This window comes from Streptomyces sp. NPDC048291 (assembly GCF_043201715.1).
Lineage (GTDB): Bacteria > Actinomycetota > Actinomycetes > Streptomycetales > Streptomycetaceae > Streptomyces.
Window position 1 is genome coordinate 143,176 of record NZ_JBICZC010000013.1, and the last position, 15,630, is coordinate 158,805.

Sequence of the window (15,630 nt, forward strand, 5' to 3'; positions counted from 1 at the left end):
CCTTGATGTGAACACGCATTCTGAACATGCATTCGGAACACGCGGAGCATACGCCGACCGGCATCCGCGCAGGGCACCGAAAGGCGCACCTCAGGCGAGCCGGGCCCCCTTCAGCGCCATGTGCAGCAGCAGGCGGTCCTCGCCGTCGTCCAGGTCGAGACCGGTGAGCTGTTCGACGCGGGACAGGCGGTAGTACAGGGTCTGCCGGTGGATGCCGAGCGCGGTGGCCGTGCGGCCCGCCTGGCCGGCGTGGTCGAGGTAGACCTCGGCGGTGCGGGCCAGTTCGTGGTGGGCCGGGGTGAGCAGCGGGGCCACGGCCGGGTCCTGCGGGGCCTGCGGCGGCAGCGCGGTCAGCAGCCGGTACGGGCCGATGTCCGCCCACCGCGCGACCGGCCCGAACCGCGGCTCCGCCAGCGCTGCCCGGGCCGCCGCCGCCGCCTCCTGCCAGACCGCGCCCAGCTCGGCCAGCCCGGTCCGGGCCCCGCCCACCCCCGCGGCGCAGCCCTGCGCCGCCGGCACCGGTCCCGCGAGCCCCGCGGCGACGGCCGCCGCCGTCCGTGCCCCGGCGCCGCGCGCCGCCGCCGACCGGGCCTCCTCCGCGTCCTTGAGCAGCCGGGCGGCGGCCGTCAGGGCGGGCGTGGCCGTGTCGGTGCTGCGCAGCCGGACCAGGACCGCGAGGCTGTGGCCCGTCGCCCCCCAGGGCAGCGCGCACAGCGCGGTGGCGTGCGGGACGGCGCGCGGGGACGGCGCGTCGTCCGGGTCGGCGGACGGCCAGGGGGCGACACAGACCAGGGTGTGCGGGGCGTCCGCGCGGGTGCCGAGAGCCGTGCGGAGTTCGGCGACCGCCATGTCCCGCTGCCAGCCGCCCTCCGCGACCAGCACCGCCCGCAGCTCCCGGCCGAGCCCCGCCCCCGCCTGCGCCTCGTCCGCGAGCAGCGCCCCGATCCGCCCCGCCACCCCCATGGCGGCGGCCAGCTGGGCGTCCGTCGGACCCGGATCCGAGTCCAGCAGCCACACATAGCCGAGGACGACACCCCGATGGCGTACCGGCAGGCAGATCCGCCCCCGGTACACGCCGGCCTCCGGGGTCGGCGGGATCCGGACCGGTCCGGTCGCCCGGGTGATGCCGAAGCCCTCGAACCAGGTGCGGACCGTCGCCGTCGAACGCCGGGTCAGGATCGAGCGGGTGCGGACCGGGTCGAGGGCCGACGGATCGAGGTCGCCCTCACTGTCGTACGCCCCGAAGACGATCAGCTCGAAGTCGCGGTTCTCCAGGGTCGCCGGGACGCCGAGGAGCTCCGAGATCTCGTCGACCAGCTCCTGGTAGTCACCCTTGAATTCCGACGTCACCCGGGCATTCTCCCGCAATTCCCGAGCGTCTTCATACATCTGTCTGAGATCCGTGGCACGGATGCGTGACAGCTGTCGATGGCCCACGATCGGAGGGATCCATAACTTTCACGGTGGTTCCCCGTGCCGTATCCAAATCGTCGGATCGCGGCTGTCTGGCATGTGTTGTGGAGGTGCCCCGTGCTGGGTCCCGTGATTCTCGCCGCGTCGCGCAGCGACCGGATGCGACGCCTGATCTCGGCGGCCCCGGTGACGAAGCAGGTCGTCGACCGCTTCATCCCCGGTGAGTCGGTCACCGACATCGTCCCGATCATCGAGCAGCTCACCGGCCGCGGCCTGGAGCTGACCATGGACGTCGTCGGCGAGGACATCACCACCCCCGAGCAGGCCGGTGCCGCCCGGGACGCCTACCTCGCACTGATCGACCGGCTGCGCGAACTGGGCCTCGGCGAGCGCGTCGAGATGTCGGTCAAGCTGTCCATGTTCGGGCAGGCCCTCCCGTCGCCCACCACCGCCCTGTTCGAAGGGCCCTCCGGGCCCGCCCCCACATTCCACGGCGGCCACGAACTGGCCCTCGCCAACGTCCGCCCGGTCGTCGAGGCCGCCGCCGCCATCGGCACCACCGTCACCCTCGACGCCGAGGACCACACCACCCTCGACTCGATGTTCGCCATCCACGAGGAGCTGCGGAAGGACTTCCCGCAGACCGGCTGCGTCATCCAGGCCTACCTCTTCCGCACCGAGGCCGACGCCCGCCGCCTCGCCGCGGCCGGCAGCCGCGTCCGCCTGGTCAAGGGCGCCTACAAGGAGCCCGCCGAGGTCGCCTACCAGCAGAAGCACGAGATCGACAAGGCGTACGTGCGGGTCCTGCGGACTCTGATGGAGGGCGAGGGGTACCCGATGGTCGGCTCCCACGACCCGCGCCTGATCTCCATCGCCCAGGAGCTCGCCCGGCGCGCGGGCCGCAAGCCCGACGAGTACGAGTTCCAGATGCTGTACGGCATCCGGAGCGACGAGCACCTGCGGCTCGCCGCCGAGGGCCACCGGATGCGCGTCTACACCGCCTACGGCACCGACTGGTACGGCTACTTCATGCGGCGGCTCGCCGAAAAGCCCGCCAACCTGCGATTTTTCGTCCGCTCGATGATCAGCAAGGGGTGATGCGCTGGATGAGCCACGGCTGTCGGTCGCCGAGAAGTTTCGGAGGCCAACAGTCGCAGCCCTGCGGCCGGCTGAGCCGGACCCAGATCCGTGGAAAGGAGTTACGGATCCCGTGACTCCGCCCCCGAAGGGGCTTCTCACGGCTCGCCTCAGCGAGTCCGTGACGGTCAAGCCCTGACCGCTGCTCACCATACGCAACTGCCTCGGCCCCCTCGGGCTGAAGCCAGGGAATCACTCGGAAGAGGTAACCCATGGACGCTGTGACCCAGGTCCCCACCCCTGTCAACGAGCCGGTGCACGGCTATGCCCCCGGCTCCGCCGAGCGCACCCGCCTGGAGGCGAAGCTCAAGGAGCTCGCCGAGAACCCGATCGAGCTGTCGATGACCATCGGCGGCGAGAAGCGGCTCGGTGGCGGCGAGCCCTTCCAGGTCGTGCAGCCGCACCACCACAAGGCCGTCATCGGCACCGGCCGGCACGCCACCCGGCAGGACGCCCAGGACGCGATCGACGCGGCCCTCGCCGCCGCGCCCGCCTGGCGCGCGATGGCCTTCGACGACCGCGCGGCCATCATCCTGCGCGCCGCCGAACTGCTCGCCGGCCCCTGGCGCGAGACGATCGCCGCCTCCACCATGCTCGGCCAGTCCAAGACCGCCCAGCAGGCCGAGATCGACTCGCCCTGCGAGCTGGTCGACTTCTGGCGGTTCAACGTCCACTACGCCCGCCAGATCCTGGCCGAGCAGCCCCCGGCCAACTCCCCGGGCGTCTGGAACCGCCTCGACCACCGCCCGCTCGAGGGCTTCGTCTACGCGATCACGCCGTTCAACTTCAGCGCGATCGCCGGCAACCTGCCGACCGCCCCCGCCCTCATGGGCAACGTGGTCGTGTGGAAGCCGTCCCCGACCCAGACCCACGCCGCCGTGCTGCTGATGCAGCTGCTGGAGGAGGCCGGTCTGCCCAAGGGCGTCATCAACCTCGTCACCGGCGACGGCATCGAGGTGTCCAAGGTCGCCCTGGAGCACCGGGACCTGGCCGGCATCCACTTCACCGGCTCGACCAAGACCTTCCAGTACCTGTGGAAGACGGTCGGCAACAACATCGAGAAGTACCGCTCCTACCCGCGTCTGGTCGGCGAGACCGGCGGCAAGGACTTCCTGGTCGCCCACCCGAGCGCCGACCGTGCCGTCCTCAAGACGGCGCTCACCCGCGGTGCCTTCGAGTACCAGGGCCAGAAGTGCTCGGCGACCTCCCGCGCCTACATCCCGGCGTCCATCTGGAACGACGGTTTCCGCGAGGAGTTCGCCGCCGAGGTCGACTACCTGACCATGGGCGACGTCACCGACCTGTCGAACTTCATCGGCGCCGTCATCGACGACCGCGCGTTCGCCAAGAACAAGGCCGCGATCGACCGCGCGAAGACCGACCCGTCCTGCGAGATCGTCGCGGGCGGCTCCTACGACGACTCGGTCGGCTACTTCGTCCGCCCGACGGTCGTCGTGTGCAGCGACCCGGAGAACGAGGTCTTCCGCACCGAGTACTTCGGCCCGTTCCTCGCCGTGCACGTCTACGAGGACGACGAGTACGACGCGATGCTGACCCAGATGGAGTCGGTGTCCGACTACGCGCTCACGGGCTCGGTCGTCTCCAACGACCGCGCCGCCGCCGCGTACACGATGGAGAAGCTGCGCTACGCGGCCGGCAACTTCTACATCAACGACAAGTCGACCGGCGCCGTCGTCGGCCAGCAGCCCTTCGGCGGCGGCCGTGCCTCCGGCACCAACGACAAGGCCGGCGCCCCGCAGAACCTGCTGCGCTGGACGCTGACCCGTGCGATCAAGGAGACGCTGGTCGCGCCGACCGACTACGCGTACCCGCACATGGGCTGATCCCCAGCCCCCCGAGCACGGGCCGGGAAGCCTGACCCACGAGCAGGCTTCCCGGCCCGTTCCCATGCCCGGCGCGGCTACGGCCGCCGGCCCGGCTACAGCAGCGTGCGCAGCCGGGCCGCGCCCTCGGTGTCCGGCGTCGCCGAGAGGATCACGATCTTCAGCTCCGAGTCGCCGTCCGTCAGGACGTCGCAGTCCACCTCCACAGGACCCACCCCCGGATGCTCGACCGTCTTGCGGTCCGTGCGGTGGGCGGCGACCGTGCCCCGCGCCCAGAGCCGGGCGAACCGCTCGTTGCCCTCGGCCAGTTCGCGCACCAGACCGGCCAGCCGGGCGTCCTGCGGGAAGCGGCCGGTGGCGCGGCGCAGGTCGGCCACGATCGCGAGGTCGGAGCCGTCGGCGTTCGCCACCCGCACCGGCCAGGACGAGAGGCGGGCCTCCCCGGCGCCGACCGGGAACCGCTCGCGGGCCAGGTTGCGCAGCTCGTGCGGGGTGGCCGCCGGGTCGCCGAGCAGCGCGGCCCAGCCGGTGTTCCACCACAGCAGCTGCCAGTGCGCGGTGAACACGCCGACCGCCACACCGCCGAGCCGGTCCAGCACGCGGAGCACACCCGGCGGGAGGTGGTCGGGGACCGGGCCGCCGTCCGGCGGGACCAGCCCGGCCATCCGGTAGAGGTGCTCGCGCTCGGCGGCCGTCAGTCGCAGCGCACGGCACAGCGCGGCGACCACCTGCCCGGACGGCGCCGTGGCCCGGCCCTGCTCCAGCCGTACGACGTAGTCGACCGACACCCCGGCCAGCTCGGCCAGTTCCTCGCGGCGCAGCCCGGTCGCCCGGCGGGCACGGCCGGTCGCGGGCACCCCTACGGCCGCCGGCGAAAGCCGCTCCCGCCAGGCCCGGATCGTCGGGCCCAGACCGGCCGCCTCTTTCCTCGCCATGCCCTCCATCCTGCCCCAACCGGGTGATCCTGGTAATGCCGTTCCTACGGTCGAGGCGTCCCTGGCAGAGGGCCCGCGCCGGGCCGACGATCGATCCATGACCATCACCTTCATCACCGGGGCCAACAAGGGCCTCGGCCGCGAGACCGCCCGCCGCCTCGCCGGACTCGGCCACACCGTCCTCGTCGGCGCCCGCGACCCCGAGCAGGGCGCGGCGGCGGCCGACGCGCTCGGCGCGCGGTTCGTCCGGATCGACGTCACCGACGACGCCTCGGTCGCCGCCGCGGCCGCCGACGTCGCCGCCCACGAGGGCCGGATCGACGTACTGGTCAACAACGCCGGCATCGCAGGACCGCACGTCGATCCGGGTGACCTCACCGCCGCCGACGCCCTCGCCGTCTTCGACGTCAACCTGTTCGGCGTCATCCGCACGACCACCGCGTTCCTGCCCCTGCTGCGCCGGTCGGCCGACCCCGTCGTCGTCAATGTCAGCAGCGGACTGGGGTCGGTCGCCGTCACCCACGACCCGGACCGCGTCGAGTCCACCGTCGTGGCGCCGCTCTACAACTCCTCCAAGGCGGCCCTCGTCATGCTCACCACCCAGTACGCCAAGGCCCTCAAGGACATCCGCGTCAACGCCGTCGACCCGGGCTACACGGCGACCGACCTCAACGCCCACAGCGGCCCGCAGACCGTCACCGAGGGCACCGACGCGATCGTCCGCCTCGCCACCGAACCGGCCGACGCCGGAACGGGCCGCTTCATCGACCGCAACGGCCCCGTCGCCTGGTAGTCCCGTACGACACTGGGGTCATGTCTCTCCCGTCGCTCCGCATCGCCCACACCGCCGACCTCGACCCCGCCGACCTGAGTGCCGCCCGGGCCCTCCTCCAGGAGGCGTTCGGCGGGGACTTCGGCGACAGCGACTGGGAGCACGGCCTGGGCGGCCTGCACGCCCTCGTCCACGACGAGGCCGGGCTCGCCGCCCACGGCTCGGTCGTCATGCGCCGCGCCCGCCACCGGGGCCGCTGGCTGCGCGTCGGCTACGTCGAGGCGGTGGGCGTACGGCCCGACGCCCGCCGCCGGGGGCACGGCGGGCGGGTGATGGCGGCGCTGGAACGGATCGTCGAGCGGGGGTACGACCTCGGCGCGCTCGGCGCGAGCGACGACGGCGCCCGGCTCTACACGGTCCGGGGCTGGCAGCGCTGGCCCGGCAGGATCTGCGCGCTGTCCCCGGACCGGGGGATCGTGCGGCTCGCGGCGGAGGAGGGGGACGTGTTCGTGCGGCCCGCCCTGGCCGGCGCCCTCGACCCCGCCCACGAGCTGGTCTTCGACTGGCGCGACGGAGACGTCATGTAACCCTTTCGCCCCACCCGCCCCAACCGTCAAAACCCCAGTTCACAGGCGGGTGGCCGACCTCGCCGTCTCAGATAGTAGGAAGTCCGAGTAATTGTGCAGACAGAAGCGGGCCGCTCCCTTACTTTTGTAGGAGCCGAACGTCTCGCTCGATCAAGCGAATGGCGGTCGTGAGCCGGGCCCCGTGCAGGCAACCCCTGCGGCACCGCTCCCCGCCCCTTCCGGCGTCTCGTATCTCCCCTTGCCGTACTCCCCGTATGTCGAAGGAGTCGATTCCCATGGCCGAGACGACCGTCCGCCGCCGAGTCCGCCACGTGTCCCGCACCAGCGACTCGGACCGCAAGAACGCCGCCGCCGCTCTCCAGCGCGCCCTCGACCGCCGCGACAACGGCGGCGAGACCGGCCACTGAGCCGCTGACGAGCCGTTGACGCACCGCCGGTATCACGTGTAGCAACCCCTCGACGGGAGCCGCGCCCGCACGGGGTACGGCGCGGCCGGGACAGCCGCGCCGTACTCCGGGGTCAGCCGCCCCGGCGTACCTCGAAGTGGTCGATCCGCGCGCCGCTCTGCGCCAGCGCCGACACCTTCAGCCTCGGGGCCGTACCCGCCTCCGCCTCGACCCTGAGGAAGGAGAAGCCGGTGTACCGGACCCGCGACCACTCCACCGTCTCCGCCACGCTGTGCTGCCCCTTGGTCCAGTGGGAGCTGTCCACCGCGTCGTGCCGGGTGACGTGCCCCTCGTAGCTGTCCTTCACCCCCGAGGGGAACCCGTACAGGCCCCGCCCGCCGCCGCCCGCCGTGACGTACACGATCCCGTCCCGTGTCGGGTCGGTCGAACCGCCGACCGGGACCGCGCGGCCGACCCCGCCGCCCTTCACCGCGTCCGTGCGCTCGTAGACGTGGTTGTGCCCGTTGATCACCAGGTCCACCTGGTACCTGGTGAACAGTGGCAGCCAGGCCGCCCGGATCCCGCCGTCGGAGGCGTGCGAGGACGTCGAGTACGCGCAGTGGTGGAAGAAGACGACCACGAAGTCCACGCCCGGCGCCGCCCGCAGCTCTTTCAGCTTCCGCTCCAGCCATTTCGTCTGCCGGCCGCCGCTGTAGCCGAGGTTGGCGGGGATCTCGTACGACACGTCGTTCGCGTCCAGCGCCACGAAGCCCACGTTGCCGTAGGTGAACGCGTACACGCCCGGTGACCCGTGCGGGTCGAAGCCGTTGTCGGGGAGGGCGAAGCGGGCGTACTGGCCGCCGTAGCCGTCGGGGGAGTACCAGGCCTCCATGTCGTGGTTGCCGGTCGTCACCATCCAGGGCACGGACCGCGCCACCGGGTCGTTCTGCTTCAGGAACCGGTCCCACTCCCGGGCGTCGTAGCCGTCCGAGGTCTTCCCGGCGCCGTTGCCGTCCGCGTAGCAGATGTCGCCGGCGTGCAGATGGAAGGCGGGGTCCTGCTTCAGCAGCGCGTTGTCGGCGGCCTTCCCGGCCTGGCTGACACCCTGGTCGCCGAAGGCCGTGAACACGAACCGCTCCGGGCTCGCGGGCGCGGTGCGGAACGGGGTGATGGTGCCGCGGTGGTTCGGGGCGGCCGGGTCCCGGCCGTCGTGGCCGACGCCGTAGTAGTACGTGGTGCCGGGCGTGAGGCCGGTCAGGGCCGCGTGCACGTAGTACTGCTCGACCACCGGGCGCACCCCCCGCACGCCGGGCGTGTGCAGGTGCCGGATCTCGGCGGCCACCCGCGTGCCCAGCTGGTCCGGGCGCGTCCCGATCCGCACGAACGGCTTCTTCACCGCGAACGGCACCTGCCAGGAGATCCGCATCTGCGTCCGCGGGTCGGCGCCGAAGGCGAGATGACGGCCGAACGGCACGACCGCCGAGCCCCGGACCGCGGAGGTCGCCGGAGCCGGGTCCGCCGACTTCGCCGACGGGTGCGCGCAGCCCGTCACCAGCGCGCCGCCCGCCAGCGCGCCCGCCGTCACCAGGGTGCGGCGGCTCACCAGCCGGGCGCGCAGGTACTCGTACTGCTCGGCCATGCTCAGCCGGGCGGCGAGCCGCGGCGGGATGCCGAAGTCGGGGATGTCCGTGCCGGGGTTGTCCATGCCCGGGAAGCTGCCCGGCGCGGGCCAACAGCAGCCACATGTACGGGTGAACGCCCGGTGACGGGACGACCCGCCGTGTCCGCATGCCGGACGCTCCATGTCATCCCATGGGACGAGGGGTAGGGTGCCGGGCATGTCTCGCAGCATCGATCTCGCAGTGATCCCCGGTGACGGCATCGGGCAGGAAGTCGTGGCCGAAGGCCTCAAGGTCCTCTCCGCCGTCCTCCCGGAGGACGTGAAGCTGGAGACCAAGGAGTACGACTTCGGCGCCAAGCGCTACCACGCCACCGGTGAGACCCTCACCGACGCCGACCTCGACGCGCTGAAGGGGCACGACGCCATCCTGCTGGGCGCCATCGGCGACCCGAGCGTGCCCTCCGGCGTCCTGGAGCGCGGCTTCCTGCTGAAGCTCCGCTTCGCCTTCGACCACCACGTCAACCTGCGTCCGTCGAAGCTGCTCCCGGGTGTCGCCACCCCGCTGGCCGGCGAGCCCGAGATCGACTTCGTCGTGGTCCGCGAGGGCACCGAGGGCCCGTACACCGGCAACGGCGGCACCATCCGCAAGGGCACCGAGCACGAGGTCGCCACCGAGGTCTCCGTCAACACGGCCTTCGGTGTCGAGCGCGTCGTCCGGGACGCCTTCGCCCGCGCCCAGGCCCGCCCGCGCAAGAAGCTCACGCTGGTCCACAAGAACAACGTGCTGACCTTCGCCGGGCACCTGTGGACCAACATCTTCAACAAGGTGGCCGCGGAGTTCCCCGAGGTCACCACGGACTACATCCACGTCGACGCGGCGACGATCTACCTCGTCACCGACCCCGGCCGCTTCGACGTCATCGTCACCGACAACCTCTTCGGCGACATCATCACCGACCTCGCCGCGGCCGTCTCCGGCGGCATCGGCGTCGCGGCGAGCGGGAACATCAACCCGAGCGGCGAGTTCCCGTCCATGTTCGAGCCCGTCCACGGTTCCGCGCCCGACATCGCAGGACAGGGCAAGGCCGACCCCACCGCCACGGTCCTGTCCGTCGCCCTGCTGCTGCGCCACCTCGGCTACGAGGCCGAGGTCGCCCGCGTCGAGGAGGCCGTCACCGCCGACCTCACCGAACGCCAGGGCAAGCCCGCCCGCTCCACCTCGGAGATCGGCGACGCGCTCGCCGTACGAGTAGCCGGCTGACCCGCCGAGCCCCTCGAAGACACTTCGAAGCCGCCGGGTCGCACAAGCGCCCGGCGGCTTTCCCATGCCTGCCGCCGGGTGCCACCATCAACCCCGGGTCCGCATTCACCCCGATTCCTTCCACCCCGGCCCCCGCGCGATAATCGAACGCGGAGCCGCGCCATGAGGGAATGCTCGGACGTCCTACGACAGGGCACTCGCCCTGCTACGGGACACCGGCCGTACGGGTGTGAGCGCGGCCCCATCACTACAACCGGTGCTGCATCTCCCGGGGGACAACCCCCGGACCCCCGGCCGAAAGACCGGAGCCGCCCCGGCCCCAGCCTGGAAGCGAAGGACACCTACCGATGACGACGCCCACGATCGAGCTCAAGCCGTCCGCACACCCGCTGCCCGCCGCGGAGCGCGAGGCGATCCTGGCCAGCCCCGGATTCGGCCGCCACTTCACCGACCACATGGTGACGATCAAGTGGACCGAGGGCCGCGGCTGGCACGACGGCCAGCTCGTCCCGTACGCGCCGATCCCCCTCGACCCGGCCACCAACGTCCTGCACTACGCCCAGGAGATCTTCGAGGGCCTGAAGGCCTACCGCCGCCCCGACGGCTCGGTGGCCACCTTCCGCCCGGACCAGAACGCCAGGCGCTTCCAGCGGTCCGCCCGCCGCCTGGCCATGCCCGAGCTGCCGGTGGAGACCTTCATCGAGGCCTGCGACCTGCTGGTCCAGCAGGACAAGGCGTGGGTCCCCGCGCACGGCGGCGAGGAATCCCTCTACCTGCGTCCCTTCATGATCGCCACCGAGGTCGGCCTGGGCGTCAAGCCGGCCAACGAGTACCTCTTCCTGGTCATCGCCTCCCCGGCCGGCGCCTACTTCCCCGGCGGCGTGAAGCCGGTCTCCATCTGGGCCTCCGAGGACCGCGTCCGCGCCGTCCCCGGCGGCATGGGCGACGCCAAGACCGGCGGCAACTACGCGGCCTCCCTGCTCGCCCAGGCCGAGGCGGCGGCCCAGGGCTGCGACCAGGTCTGCTACCTCGACGCGGTCGAGCACAAGTGGGTCGAGGAGCTCGGCGGCATGAACCTGTACTTTGTGTACGGCGACAAGATCGTCACCCCCACCCTCACCGGCTCCATCCTCGAAGGCGTCACCCGCGACTCCCTCCTCACCGTCGCCCGCGACCTCGGCTACGAGTCCGAGGAGGCCCGCGTCTCCGTCGAGCAGTGGCAGCGCGACTCCGAGAACGGCACCCTCACCGAGGTCTTCGCCTGCGGCACCGCCGCCGTGATCACCCCCGTCGGCACGGTCAAGCGCGCGAACGCCGAGTGGCAGCAGTCCGGCGGCGAGCCCGGCGAGGTCACACTTCGGCTCCGCGAGGCTCTCCTCGACATCCAGCGCGGCACGGTCGAGGACAAGCACGGCTGGATGCACCGGCTGGGCTGACCCCAGCGGTCACACAGGCGGCCGATCTTCGGTTGTCCGTTCGACGCGTATCACCTCCCCCGTAGGGGTATCTCCTGAGTCCGAACGGGGGAGGGAACACGCGTGAGTGGACGATCGCCGATGCCGCGGCTGCGCTGGCTGATGCGCACGTTACGGACACCGCGTCGCCCGCAGAGCCTCACCGTGCTCGGCCTGCTCGCCGCCGTCGCGGGCCTGCTGCTGTGGCGGGCCTCGACGATGGACAGCTACGGGCAGAACCTCGCCCTCAACCTCGGCACCGACCTCGTCGGCGTGGTCATCACGGTGTTCGTCATCGGCCCGCTGATATCCCGGGCCCAGGAGGGCCGGGTCCGTGAGCACACCCGCCTGGACTACGAGTGGTTCGCCGCCCAGGTGCACGGCTCCACCTCCAACGTGAAGGTCCTGGACACCTTCTCCAACCTGTTCGGCCCGCAGTTCTCCGAGCGCCTCTTCCGGGGCGTCAGGTCCGCCACCGCGAGCGGCGCCCGGGTGCAGATCCTGCTCCTGGACCCCGACTCCCTCGCCGTCATCCTGCGCGGCCGTGAACTGGGCGAGCAGAGCGCCGACATCCGCCGCGACATCATGCGCAACCTGCGCACCCTGGACGGGTTCGCCCGCCGCCTCGACGCCACCTCCCGGCAGCTCCTGGAGGTACGGCTGTGCTCCACCTCCCCCGGCGTCACCCTCTACCGCTGGGACGAGCGCTGCCTGGTCTCCTTCCTGACCGTCGGCAGGCTCTCCGGCGAGGGCGTCCAGCTGGAGGTCGCGGTCCGCTCCCCGCTGGGCACCTTCGTCGAACAGCGCTTCGACGAACTGTGGCAGCAGGGCAAGCCGATGGAACGGTTCACCCGTCTGCCCGTCACCCTCGTCGACGCCACGGACGGGCGACGCGAGTTCGTCTGCCACTTCGTCTTCCTCGACGACCGCCTCTACGTCGCCGCCCCCGACCTCGTCACCTACCTGGCCCGCCACCGCCTCGACCAACTCAGCGCCTACAGCGACGCGCTGAGCGCGTCCGGCGCCCACGACGTCATCGTGGTCGACGACGAGAGCGAGCTGCACCGACGGCTCATCCAGCACTTCGGGGAGAAGTACGATGCGCGGGCGGCCGCCTTCGTGGAGTTGCGGCCGTCCACGGTCCTGGTCACGGAATGAACAACAGAGGGCCCCGCCACAGATGAGCTCAGCGCACCACCCCCGTTTCCGCGCCTTCACGCCCCGTGACCTGGACGGTCTGCTCCGGCGGGTCTGCCTGACGGACGATCAGCGGCTGGCGCTGCGGGCGGTCTCCTCGGTCCTGCCGTTCCGCACGAACGCCTACGTCGTCGACGAGCTGATCGACTGGTCGGCCGTCCCCGAGGACCCGGTCTTCCGGCTGACCTTCCCGCAGTCCGGGATGCTGCCCGCGCCCGACGTCCGCCGGATGGCCGACCTGCTGGGCCGCGACGCGCCGCGGGCCGAGATCCAGCGCGCCGCGCACGAGATCCGGATGCGGCTCAACCCGCACCCCTCCGGACAGCTGGACGCCAACGTCCCCGTGCACGAGGGGCAGCGGCTGACCGGCCTCCAGCACAAGTACCCGGAGACGGTGCTGGTCTTCCCGCGCCAGGGCCAGACCTGCCACGCCTACTGCACCTACTGCTTCCGCTGGCCGCAGTTCGTCGGCGAGGCCGACCTGCGCATCGCGACGGACGACATCGCGGCCACCGGTTCCTATCTGCGCGCCCACCCCGAGGTCGCCAGCGTCCTGGTCACGGGCGGCGACCCGCTGGTGATGAGCACGGACGTCCTGCGCCGGTACGTCGAGCCGCTGCTGCGGATCGACACGGTCCGCTCGATCCGCGTCGGCACCAAGTCCCTCGCCTTCTGGCCCTACCGCTTCACCACCGACCGCGACGCCGACGACCTGCTGCGGCTCTTCGAGGAGGTGGTGGCGAGCGGCCGGCACCTGGCCCTGATGGCCCACTTCACGCACCCGCAGGAGCTGCGCCCGCCCGTCGTACGGGAGGCGATGCGGCGCGTCCGTGACACCGGGGCCGTGATCCGCTGCCAGGGCCCGCTGGTGGCCGGGATCAACGACAGCGCGGACGCGTGGGCCGAGCTGTGGGAGGAGACGACCACGCTGGGGGCGGTGCCGTACTACCAGTTCGTGGAACGGGACACCGGGCCCCAGGGTTACTTCGGCGTCCCGCTGGCCCGCGGCCACGCCGTCTTCCGCGACGCCTACGCCCGCGTGTCGGGCCTCGCCCGTACGGTCCGCGGGCCTGTCATGTCGGCGATGCCGGGCAAGGTCTGCGTGGACGGCGTCGCCGAGGTGGCCGGTGAGCGGGTCTTCGTCCTCCATCTGATCCAGGCCCGCGATCCGGACCTGGTCGACCGGCCGTTCTTCGCGGCGTACGACGAGGGGGCGACGTGGTGGACCGACCTGAAGCCGGCCTTCGGAGCGAGCCGGTTCCTGCCGGGGCTTGAGCCGGGGTGACGGTCACTCCGGGGGCTGCGCCCCCCCGGACCCCCGGGCTTCGCCCACCCACCGCCCGACTCGGTCGGTCAGGAGGCGAAGCCCGGGGCGCGGTTCGTTACTCCGCCGGCTCCACCCCGGCGCGCAGCAGGCCGTACGTGTACGCGTCCTCCAGGGCCTGCCAGGAGGCGGCGATGACGTTCTCCGCGACGCCCACCGTGGACCATTCGGCGGTGCCGTCGGAGGTCGAGATCAGGACGCGGGTGGTGGACTCGGTGCCGTGCTTGCCCTCCAGGATGCGGACCTTGTAGTCGACCAGGTCCAGCTTGGCGAGCTGCGGGTAGATCTTTTCGAGGCCCACGCGCAGGGCGCGGTCGAGGGCGTTGACCGGGCCGTTGCCCTCGGCCGTGGCGACGATGCGCTCGCTCTTGGCCCAGAGCTTGACGGTGGCCTCGTTGGCGTGGGTGCCGTCGGGGCGGTCCTCGACGATGGCCCGCCAGGACTCGATGCGGAAGTAGGAGCGAGGCCTGCCCTCGACCTCGGCGCGCAGCAGGAGCTCGAAGGAGGCGTCGGCGGCCTCGTAGGTGTAGCCCCTGAGCTCGCGTTCCTTGACGCGCTCCACCACCCGGCCGACCAGTTCGCGGTCGCCGCCGAGGTCGACGCCGAGCTCCTTGCCCTTGAGCTCCACCGAGGCGCGGCCGGCCATGTCGGAGACCAGCATGCGCATGGTGTTGCCGACCAGGGCCGGGTCGGTGTGCTGGTAGAGGTCGGGGTCGACCTTGATCGCGGAGGCGTGCAGGCCCGCCTTGTGGGCGAAGGCCGAGACACCCACGTAGGGCTGGTGGGTGGAGGGGGTGAGGTTGACGACCTCGGCGATGGCGTGCGAGATGCGGGTCATCTCGCGCAGGCGGCCGTCCGGCAGCACCTTCTTGCCGTACTTCAGCTCCAGGGCGGCGACCACCGGGAACAGGTTGGCGTTGCCGACCCGCTCGCCGTAGCCGTTGGCGGTGCACTGGACGTGGGTGGCGCCGGCGTCGACGGCGGCGAGGGTGTTGGCGACCGCGCAGCCGGTGTCGTCCTGGGCGTGGATGCCGAGTCGGGCGCCGGTGTCCGCGAGGACGGTGGAGACGACGGCGTTGACCTGGGCGGGGAGCATGCCGCCGTTGGTGTCGCAGAGGACGACCACGTCGGCGCCGGCCTCGGACGCCGCCCGCACGACGGCCTTCGCGTACTCGGGGTTGGCGCGGTAGCCGTCGAAGAAGTGCTCGCAGTCGACGAAGACCCGGCGGCCCTGGGCCTTCAGGAAGGAGACCGTGTCGCGGACCATCTCCAGGTTCTCGTCGAGGGTGGTGCGCAGGGCCAGCTCGACGTGCCGGTCGTGGGACTTGGCGACCAGCGTGATCACCGGGGCGCCGGACTCCAGCAGCGCCCTGACCTGGGGGTCCTCGGCGGCCTTGGCGTTCGCCCGGCGGGTGGCGCCGAAGGCGACCAGCTGGGCGTGCCTGAAGTCGATCTCCTGCTGGGCGCGGGCGAAGAACTCGGTGTCCCGGGGGTTGGCGCCCGGCCAGCCGCCCTCGATGAAGCCCACGCCGAAGTCGTCCAGGTGCCGTGCGATGGCGAGCTTGTCCGCGACGGTGAGGTTGATGCCCTCGCGCTGCGCGCCGTCGCGCAGCGTGGTGTCGAAGACGTGGAACGAGTCGTCCAGCTCGTTGGTTTCCGTCTCGGTCATGGTCTCAAGGCTCCTGATGTCGAATCTCGG

General features: G+C 71.8%; 13 protein-coding genes. 9 read left to right on the forward strand and 4 right to left on the reverse strand.

Annotated features, from left to right (window positions below; genetic code table 11):
* Window positions 1-90: 90 nt before the first annotated feature.
* Window positions 91-1,389 carry a PucR family transcriptional regulator gene (locus ACGF5O_RS33270; RefSeq protein WP_393813608.1) on the reverse strand — a complete coding sequence of 433 codons (1,299 nt, stop codon included), beginning with the start codon at window positions 1,387-1,389 and terminating at the stop codon, window positions 91-93.
* A 141-nt stretch (window positions 1,390-1,530) separates the two neighbouring features.
* On the opposite strand from ACGF5O_RS33270, the gene ACGF5O_RS33275 reads away from it, so the two are divergent.
* Together ACGF5O_RS33275 and pruA are read left to right on the forward strand one after the other, a co-directional pair.
* A complete protein-coding gene (locus ACGF5O_RS33275) occupies window positions 1,531-2,511 on the forward strand; it encodes a proline dehydrogenase family protein (RefSeq protein WP_393813609.1) in 981 nt (326 codons plus the stop codon).
* Window positions 2,512-2,762: 251 nt separating this feature from the next.
* Entirely contained in the window at window positions 2,763-4,394 is a 1,632-nt protein-coding gene (gene pruA, locus ACGF5O_RS33280; protein WP_393813610.1) for an L-glutamate gamma-semialdehyde dehydrogenase, read from the forward strand.
* A 95-nt stretch (window positions 4,395-4,489) separates the two neighbouring features.
* On the opposite strand, the gene ACGF5O_RS33285 is transcribed toward pruA, so the two are convergent.
* The gene (locus ACGF5O_RS33285; RefSeq protein ID WP_393813611.1) at window positions 4,490-5,329 is read right to left on the reverse strand and encodes a helix-turn-helix transcriptional regulator; all 840 of its coding nucleotides are present in this window, start codon (window positions 5,327-5,329) and stop codon (window positions 4,490-4,492) included.
* Between the two features lie 97 nt (window positions 5,330-5,426).
* Here ACGF5O_RS33285 and ACGF5O_RS33290 point away from each other — a divergent pair, with 97 nt between their 5' ends.
* The 3 genes from ACGF5O_RS33290 to ACGF5O_RS33300 all read left to right on the forward strand — a co-directional run bounded on the left by ACGF5O_RS33290 (window position 5,427) and on the right by ACGF5O_RS33300 (window position 7,095).
* Window positions 5,427-6,122: an SDR family NAD(P)-dependent oxidoreductase gene (locus ACGF5O_RS33290; protein WP_393813612.1), complete on the forward strand. Its 696-nt coding sequence runs from the start codon at window positions 5,427-5,429 to the stop codon at window positions 6,120-6,122.
* A 20-nt stretch (window positions 6,123-6,142) separates the two neighbouring features.
* On the forward strand, window positions 6,143-6,688 hold the full coding sequence (locus ACGF5O_RS33295) for a GNAT family N-acetyltransferase (RefSeq protein WP_393813613.1): 546 nt from the start codon (window positions 6,143-6,145) through the stop codon (window positions 6,686-6,688).
* A 275-nt stretch (window positions 6,689-6,963) separates the two neighbouring features.
* Window positions 6,964-7,095, forward strand: coding sequence for a hypothetical protein (locus tag ACGF5O_RS33300; RefSeq protein ID WP_294004210.1), 132 nt, complete (start codon window positions 6,964-6,966; stop codon window positions 7,093-7,095).
* Between the two features lie 112 nt (window positions 7,096-7,207).
* Here the strand turns inward: ACGF5O_RS33300 and ACGF5O_RS33305 are convergent, their stop codons facing one another.
* Window positions 7,208-8,779 (reverse strand): purple acid phosphatase family protein, encoded by a 1,572-nt coding sequence (locus tag ACGF5O_RS33305; RefSeq protein ID WP_393813614.1) that lies wholly within the window; start codon window positions 8,777-8,779, stop codon window positions 7,208-7,210.
* Between the two features lie 133 nt (window positions 8,780-8,912).
* Here ACGF5O_RS33305 and ACGF5O_RS33310 point away from each other — a divergent pair, with 133 nt between their 5' ends.
* From ACGF5O_RS33310 to ACGF5O_RS33325, 4 genes are all read left to right on the forward strand, one after another.
* Window positions 8,913-9,956: a 3-isopropylmalate dehydrogenase gene (locus tag ACGF5O_RS33310; protein WP_393813615.1), complete on the forward strand. Its 1,044-nt coding sequence runs from the start codon at window positions 8,913-8,915 to the stop codon at window positions 9,954-9,956.
* Window positions 9,957-10,303: 347 nt separating this feature from the next.
* Complete coding sequence (locus ACGF5O_RS33315; RefSeq protein ID WP_393813616.1) at window positions 10,304-11,392, forward strand: branched-chain amino acid aminotransferase; 1,089 nt, start codon at window positions 10,304-10,306, stop codon at window positions 11,390-11,392.
* 102 nt (window positions 11,393-11,494) lie between these two features.
* On the forward strand, window positions 11,495-12,568 hold the full coding sequence (locus tag ACGF5O_RS33320) for a hypothetical protein (RefSeq protein ID WP_393813617.1): 1,074 nt from the start codon (window positions 11,495-11,497) through the stop codon (window positions 12,566-12,568).
* 22 nt (window positions 12,569-12,590) lie between these two features.
* Window positions 12,591-13,892 carry a KamA family radical SAM protein gene (locus tag ACGF5O_RS33325; protein WP_393813618.1) on the forward strand — a complete coding sequence of 434 codons (1,302 nt, stop codon included), beginning with the start codon at window positions 12,591-12,593 and terminating at the stop codon, window positions 13,890-13,892.
* 97 nt (window positions 13,893-13,989) lie between these two features.
* Here the strand turns inward: ACGF5O_RS33325 and cimA are convergent, their stop codons facing one another.
* Window positions 13,990-15,600 (reverse strand): citramalate synthase, encoded by a 1,611-nt coding sequence (cimA, locus tag ACGF5O_RS33330; RefSeq protein ID WP_393813619.1) that lies wholly within the window; start codon window positions 15,598-15,600, stop codon window positions 13,990-13,992.
* Between the last annotated feature and the right edge of the window lie 30 nt (window positions 15,601-15,630).